This window comes from Frankia sp. CcMO1 (assembly GCF_977945845.1).
Genome location: NZ_CDWTMG010000032.1, coordinates 25,363 through 32,368 on the forward strand (window position 1 = coordinate 25,363; position 7,006 = coordinate 32,368).

Annotated in this window: 7 protein-coding genes; 1 reads left to right on the top strand and 6 read right to left on the bottom strand. The window is 69.5% G+C overall.

The features are described from left to right. Positions 1–5: 5 nt before the first annotated feature. The 5 genes from mqnE to AC08OU_RS06890 form a co-directional block, all read right to left on the bottom strand. Positions 6–1,154 carry an aminofutalosine synthase MqnE gene (gene mqnE, locus AC08OU_RS06870; RefSeq protein ID WP_462185634.1) on the bottom strand — a complete coding sequence of 383 codons (1,149 nt, stop codon included), beginning with the start codon at positions 1,152–1,154 and terminating at the stop codon, positions 6–8. A 102-nt stretch (positions 1,155–1,256) separates the two neighbouring features. Then, positions 1,257–1,652: a hypothetical protein gene (locus AC08OU_RS06875; RefSeq protein WP_476599823.1), complete on the bottom strand. Its 396-nt coding sequence runs from the start codon at positions 1,650–1,652 to the stop codon at positions 1,257–1,259. A gap of 95 nt (positions 1,653–1,747) precedes the next feature. Then, positions 1,748–2,530 carry a UbiX family flavin prenyltransferase gene (locus tag AC08OU_RS06880; protein ID WP_476604511.1) on the bottom strand — a complete coding sequence of 261 codons (783 nt, stop codon included), beginning with the start codon at positions 2,528–2,530 and terminating at the stop codon, positions 1,748–1,750. 14 nt (positions 2,531–2,544) lie between these two features. Continuing rightward, positions 2,545–3,492, bottom strand: coding sequence for a menaquinone biosynthesis prenyltransferase MqnP (mqnP, locus tag AC08OU_RS06885; RefSeq protein ID WP_476592506.1), 948 nt, complete (start codon positions 3,490–3,492; stop codon positions 2,545–2,547). Between the two features lie 87 nt (positions 3,493–3,579). Continuing rightward, complete coding sequence (locus tag AC08OU_RS06890) at positions 3,580–5,031, bottom strand: menaquinone biosynthesis decarboxylase (protein ID WP_476599827.1); 1,452 nt, start codon at positions 5,029–5,031, stop codon at positions 3,580–3,582. A 421-nt stretch (positions 5,032–5,452) separates the two neighbouring features. Between AC08OU_RS06890 and AC08OU_RS06895 the strand changes: the two genes are divergently transcribed. Continuing rightward, positions 5,453–5,878 carry a PLD nuclease N-terminal domain-containing protein gene (locus AC08OU_RS06895; RefSeq protein WP_462202621.1) on the top strand — a complete coding sequence of 142 codons (426 nt, stop codon included), beginning with the start codon at positions 5,453–5,455 and terminating at the stop codon, positions 5,876–5,878. A gap of 186 nt (positions 5,879–6,064) precedes the next feature. Here the strand turns inward: AC08OU_RS06895 and ccsB are convergent. Next, a partial coding sequence (gene ccsB / locus AC08OU_RS06900; RefSeq protein WP_476604512.1) for a c-type cytochrome biogenesis protein CcsB occupies positions 6,065–7,006 on the bottom strand: 942 nt, incomplete at its 5' end.

Sequence of the window (7,006 nt, forward strand, 5' to 3'; positions counted from 1 at the left end):
ACCGGTCAGGCGTCGATCGAGGTCGGGACGTCACGCCGAGCCGGGTCGGGACCGTCGTAGACACGGATCTCCCGGTAGCGGGTGTCCCGCTCGACCGGGCGGAAGCCGGCGTCGCGGATGATTGCGAGCAGATCCTCGCGGGTCATGGTGTGCGGCGTCCCGAACCGGTCCGCATCGTGCGTGATCTTGTACTCGACAACGGAACCGTCGAGGTCGTCAGCGCCGAAGTTCAACGCGAGCTGCGCCGTGGTGAGGCCGTGCATCACCCAGAAGCACTTGATGTGATCCACGTTGTCGAACAGCAGCCGGGAGACGGCAAACGTCTTCAACGCCTCGACCCCCGTCGCCATCGGCTGGTTCATCAACCGGTTGCGCGGGTCACCGGCGGCGTCGTGCTGGAAGCGCAGCGGGATGAAGACCGTGAACCCGCCCGTGGAATCCTGCAGCTCACGCAGCCGCAGCACGTGGTCCACCCGGTGCCGGGGCTCCTCAATGTGCCCGTACAGCATCGTGCACGGGGTGCGCAGGCCCTTGGCGTGGGCGAGCCGGTGGATGCGCGACCAATCCTCCCAGTGCGTCTCGTGACCGACGATCTTCTGGCGGACCTCCCAGTCGAAGATCTCCGCACCGCCGCCGGTGAGCGACTCGAGTCCCGCATCGATGAGCTCGTCGAGAATCTCGTCGGCGGACAGGCCGCTGATCTTCTCGAACCAGTGGATCTCGGTAGCGGTGAACGCCTTCAACGCGACGCCGGGCAGCGCCTTGCCTAGCTCCCGCAGCGAGCGCGGATAGTAGCGCCAGGGCAGCGTCGGATGCAGACCGTTGACGATGTGCAGCTCGGTGATCCCGGCCGGCTCCATCTCCTTCGCCAGCCGGACAGCTTCCTCGATGCGCATGGTGTAAGCATCGGACTCACCGGGCTTGCGCTGGAACGAGCAGTACGCGCAGGACGCCGAGCAGACGTTCGTCAGGTTCAGATGCCGGTTGACGTTGAAAAAGGTCTTGTCGCCGTTCTTTCTGGTACGAACCTCGTGGGCGAGACCGCCCAACCAGACGAGGTCGTCGCTGGCGTACAGCGCCTCCCCGTCGGCACGGCTCAGCCTCTCGCCGACGGAAACCTTGGCCTCGATCTCCCGCTTGAGCCCAGCATCCATGCCTTCTAGCCTAGCCCGCAGCTCTCAGCGTCCTCGGAGGCGAGCACAGCTACCCGGTCACAGCCGCCCCGCGATCCGGCGGGGCATCCGGATTACTCGCGGCTACCCGCCGTTCCCGGTGTTCCCGCCGTTCCCGGTGTTCCCGGCATCCGGGCGCTGAGCGGCCCGCTGTGCGGCCCTGCGCTGCATCCGCCCGAGCGGCCAGGTCAGCAGTCCGGCGACGGCGAACCCAATGAGCAGCGCCATCAGCAGGTTCAGCCCCACGGTCACCAGGATTACGGTGATCACGGCGAGGGCGACGACGCGGGTCAGGAAGTACGGCAGTTGCGCACGCAGGTTCACGTCCTGCGGCGCGGGCCGCTCGGCGCGAGTGGGACGACCCGGCCGCGCCGAGGCGCCGCGGCCCCCCGCCGAGGCGGGTCTGCGTGCCGTGGCCCCGTCCACCCCGCCGGTTCCGCGGCCCCGGTTCCTCACCGGTCCGCGCCCACCCGTGGCCATATCGTCCTCATCCCGCCGGCACCGCGGCCCCGGTCGGGGCCTGTTCCCGACAACTGTGCCTGTCCGGGCGGGGCCTGCGCCAGGGGGAACAGGCGTCACCCGGCCGGTGGCGCCGCCTCGACGTCCGCCAGGTCACGGCGGCCCGGCAGGTCACAGCGGGCGCCGCCGAGCTCGCCGGTCCAACGCCGGAAGAGCGTGTGCGGCACGTCGGCGGCGTCGAGCACCCGCCCGGCCACGAAGTCGACGAGATCGCCGGCCGTCCGTACGCCCGCGTAAAATCCCGGGCTCGCCGCGGCCACCACCGCCCCGGCGTCGTGCAGGTCCAACATGTGGCGCAGCGTCGCGCGGGTGTAGGGCATCTCCCGCGGGACGACGATCAGACGGCGGCCTTCCTTGAGCGTGACATCCGCCGACCGCTGCAACAGATCCTTGGACAATCCCAGGGTGATGCCGGCTAGGCAGGCCGTGCTCGCCGGGACGACGATCATCCCGCGGGTCGGGTACGAACCGCTGCTCGTCGGCGCCCCCAGATCACCCGGGGCATGTACCTCGACGAGGGTGGACACCGTATCGGCCAGCGCGTCACGATCGGCCCGCCGCGCCGACACACCCTCTGGAGGTGACACCCCGCCCAGGGGCATGGACAACCACGTGACCAGGGCTTTCGCCCAGGCGGAGTCACGCCAGGCGATGCCCGTCTCATCGAGCAGGGTCAGGCGGGCCGCGCGGGACAGCACCAGATCGACTGGCAGCCGGGCGGCCAGCAGGCCACGCAGCACCGCGGCCGCGTAGGGGGTTCCACTGGCGCCGCTCACCCCGACCACCCACGGCAGGCGCGGTCCGGCCTCCTCCTCGGGGGCACTGAAAACATCGGCCATGACGAATCCGACGCTCAGACGGCCAGGCCACGGCTGGCGAGATCGACGACGGCGAAGAGGAACAGGACGATGCCGACGAATCCGTTCGCGGTGAGGAAGGCCCGGTTGACCCGCGACAGGTCGTTCGGGGACACAATGGCGTGCTCATAGCAGAATGCCGCCGCCGTCAGCACGAGCCCGGCCCACCACCACGCACCAGCGTTGTCCAGCAGCCCGTAGACGATGAACAACGCAAAGGTGATCATATGCGTAACCGTGGAGCCAATGAGCGCGGCCCGCACCCCGAACCGGGCCGGCACCGCACGCACGCCGATGCGCCGGTCGACCTCGGCATCCTGGCAGGCGTAGATCACGTCGAAGCCGCCGATCCAGCTACCGACCGCGAGGCCGAGCACCAGTGCGGCCCAGGACCACTCGCCGGTGACCGCGATCCACGCGCCGACCGGGGCCACCGCCTGGGCGATGCCGAGCACGGCGTGCGGGAAGTCGGTGAACCGTTTCGCGTAGGGGTAGACGACGAGCGGCGCGACGGCGACCGGCGCGAGCAGCAGGCAGAGCCAGGACAGGGCCGCGGCGGCGGTGAGGAAGACGGCGAGCGCGACCGCGGCGCCGACGACCGCCGTGCGCACCGAGACCACGCCGGTGACCAGCTCTCGGTTCGCCGTCCTCGGATTACGGGCGTCGATCGCGCGATCGATGACCCGGTTTGCGGCCATGGCGAAGGTTCGGGCCGCGACCATCGCCACGCTGACGAGGGCGAGGTCCGACCAGTGCACCGACCGGGAATCCGCGAACGAGGCGGCGAGCGCCGCGATGTAGGCGAACGGCAGCGCGAAGACCGAGTGCTCGATGACGACGAGCCGCAGGAACGCCCGTACCCGGCCGGCGGCGTGTCCCGGGCCGGCTCCCGACCCTCGCCCGACCGGCTCCGACGCGCCCGGCACCCACGCGGCGTCACTCACCGCAATCACCACTCCTTGTTCCTTGCCTATCCAGAGGCCCTAGCGTCCTTTTTGTCCCTCTGGATAGGCAAGGAACAAGGAGGACGGTCACAGTCCATACTCCTTCCATCGGCGGGTGACCCGTTCGCGGACCGCCTCGTCCATGACGATCTCCTCCGGCCAGCCGCCGTTGCGCCGGTAACCCTCGCTCGGTAGCTTGCGGGTCGCGTCCACACCAACCTTGCCGCCCCAGAACTGCTCGTAGGCGGCGTGGTCGAGATGGTCCACCGGCCCGATGGTCGTGATCAGGTCGTGGGCATAGTCGACGTTGCCGAAGGCGCGCCAGGCGACCTCGTGGTAGTCGTGCACGTCGCAGTCGGCGTCGACGACCACGATCAGCTTCGACAACGACAGCAGCCCGGCCCCCCAGACCGCGTTCATCACCTTCTGCGCGTGCTTCGGATAACGCTTCTCGATGGAGACGATGCAGCAGTTGTGGAACACCCCCGCCTCAGGCAGGTCATAATCGACGATCTCGGTGATCATCATCCTGACCAGCGGCAGGAAGATCCGTTCGGTGGCCTTGCCCATCGGACCGTCCTCCTGCGGCGGCCGACCGACCACGATCGTCTGGAACACCGGGTCACGCTGCGTCGTCATCACGTCGACGTGCAGCGCCGGGAACGGTTCGACGGGGGTGTAGAAGCCGGTGTGGTCGCCGAACGGCCCCTCGGGCAGCCGCTCCCCCGGCTCGAGCCAGCCCTCGAGCACCACTTGTGCGTTCGCGGGCACCCGCAGCGGGACGGAGAGGCAGTCGATCATCTCCACCCGCTCGCCGCGCAGGTAACCGGCGAACAGGTACTCGTCGAGGTCGGTGGGCAGTGGCGCGGACGCGGCGTAGGTGACCGCCGGGTCGCACCCGAACGCGATCGCGACCGGCAGCCGCTCCCCACGCCGCTCGGCGACCGCGTGATGCGCGTTGGAGTCCTTGTGGATCTGCCAGTGCATGCCGACGGTGCGTGCGTCGTGGCGTTGCAACCGGTACATCCCGAGGTTGCGCGCCCCGGTCTCGGGGTGCTTCGTGTGCGTCAGACCGAGGTTGAGGAAGGCCCCGCCGTCGTTCGGCCAGGCGTGCACCCCCGGCAGCCGGAACAGGTCGACGTCCGGACCCTTGAGAATGACGTCCTGGCAGGGCGCGGTCCGGACCCGGCGGGGCGGGATCGAGGCGAGCGACGCCGCCTTGCCGAACGCCTCGCGCAACCCGGACAGGCCGATCGGCAGCTGCGGGCGCAGCAGCGCGCCGAGCCGTTCACCGATGTCGTCCAGCGCCTCGACGCCGAGCGCGGCAGCCATCCGCTCCTCGGTGCCGAACACGTTGATCGCCAGCGGCATGTCGGCGCCGGCCGGGGACTCGAACAGCAGAGCCGGCCCGCGCTCCCGTACCACCCGGGTCACGATCTCGGTGACCTCGAGACGCGGGTCGACGGGTACGGTGACGCGGCGCAGATCCTTCCGCCTTTCGAGATGAGCAAGGAACGCACGCAGATCCGCCCAGGCCATGACCTCCATCCTCGCAGTCGCCACGGGTGGATGCCCGACCGCCCACAGGTGGTCACGATCCCAGTTCAACACGTCACGCCACGGGCACGACCGCGTCGGATAACGGACCGGAGGGACGAGGAGTCGGCGCGGAAGGCACACTAGAGGTACACGGGCCGGCCATCACCACGACATGTACGTCCGCCGCAGGCCATAGCGGACGGTACGTGCTCGCCTGACCCATCTGGTGGGGTCGCCCGTCCGTGACGCCACCCGTCCGTGACGTCGCCACGGGTCGGGGATTTCGCCACGGTCGGGGATTTCGCCACGGTCGGGGGTTTCGCCACGGGTCGGGATTAGATGCCCGCGGATCGGATGTTCCATACCTGACAGGTCACGACGAACATAACGATCAAGAAAAGCAGGAAGGAGCGACCGGCCGGTGCTGGGCCTCGCGCTGACGTTTGTGATCATTGGTGTTTGGGCTTACGCGATCATCGATGTCTTCGGGACACCCCCCGAGGAGGTTCGGATCATGCCCAAACTCGCGTGGATCGTAGCAGTGATCTTCCTTGGTATCTTCGGCACCGCCGGATGGTTCTTCTTCGGTCGGCCTCGCGCGAACAGCGCCGGCGAGCGACCGCTGCGCCGGCCGGTCTCCGACCACCCGGCCTTCGGGCAACGATCGTCCTGGGGCGTCGACAGCCGGCGTGATGGCGGCTTCAACCGGTACAGCGCACGGACGGGCACCCGCCGGGCCGCCGTCCGGCCGAAGGGTCCCGACGACGACCCGGACTTCATGCGGGAACTGTCCGCCCGGATCCGCAAGGGCGAGGCCGGACCGCCGCCGTCGTCGTCCCACGGCTGAGCCGCCTGGACGCGGGGGATCCAGGGGCACGAACCCGCGGCTGACCGGCTCCGCGCACCGGGACGAGCGGCGGTCCGTCGTTCCGGTACGCGGCCGAGCGGGGTGTTCTCCGCAGGCTGCAGGTAACCCGCCCGTTCTCCCCGACGGGGCCAGACCGGGACCAGGGACCAGCAGCCGCGGGGAGGGTCAGATGCCGGCGTAGGAGTGCAGCCCCGAGATGATCAGATTCACCAGGTAGTAGTCCACGAACAGGGCGCTGAAGGCCAGCAGCGAGATCGTCGCGGCCCGCCGCCCACGCCATCCAGCCGTCGCGCGGGCGTGCAGGTAGGCGGCGTAGCAGACCCAGGTGATGAACGACCACGTCTCCTTGGGGTCCCACCCCCAGTAGCGGCCCCATGCCGCCTCCGCCCAGATCGCCCCGGCAATGATCGCGAAGGTCCAGATCGGGAACGCGAACGCGATGACCCGGTAGGACAGTGTGTCGAGCGCCGTTGACGACGGCAGGCGCATGACGATGCCGCCCCGGCGCTGCATGGCCCGGCTCGCGTCAGCCCGTCCGGCCGCGACCTCGGCCAGCCGGTTTTCCCAACGCTCCTTGATGAGGAACAACACCGTGGTCACGGCGGAGACCAGGAATACCCCGCTGGCGACGATCGCACCGACCACATGGATCTTGAGCCAGTACGAGTTGAGCGCGGGCACCAGCGGTCCCGCGGCGACATAGAGCACGGTGCCGGCGAAACCGAGCGAGAGCACGACCGGCAGCATGACGAAGACGCCCAGCCACCGGACCGGCTGCCGGATCATCAGGCCGAGAAACGTCGTGACCGCGATCAGACAGATCATCGACGAGAACTCGTACATGTTGCCCCAGGGCACCCGCTCCGCCGCGAGGCCACGAGTGATGACGGACCCCAGGTGCAGCGTCCAGCCGACGACCGTCAGCGCGACGGCGATCCGCCCGATCCGCCGGGCACGCGCGGGAACCGCCACGTCGCCGTCGTTACCGGCGGCCAGCGTGTGCGCGGCGTTCGCCCGCCGCCGGACAGCTTCGCTCTCCCGGGCCCGGGCCGCCGCGAGGGCCACGGCGGGGTCGGACGGGTCGATCGGGGTCGCGGCCCCGTCGGT

Excerpts from the sequence above, each read along its gene's own strand:
- AC08OU_RS06875 (WP_476599823.1), bottom strand. The coding sequence starts at position 1,652 with ATGGCCACGGGTGGGCGCGGACCGGTGAGGAACCGGGGCCGCGGAACC.
- mqnE (WP_462185634.1), bottom strand. The coding sequence starts at position 1,154 with ATGGATGCTGGGCTCAAGCGGGAGATCGAGGCCAAGGTTTCCGTCGGC.
- AC08OU_RS06890 (WP_476599827.1), bottom strand. The coding sequence starts at position 5,031 with ATGGCCTGGGCGGATCTGCGTGCGTTCCTTGCTCATCTCGAAAGGCGG.
- AC08OU_RS06880 (WP_476604511.1), bottom strand. The coding sequence starts at position 2,530 with ATGGCCGATGTTTTCAGTGCCCCCGAGGAGGAGGCCGGACCGCGCCTG.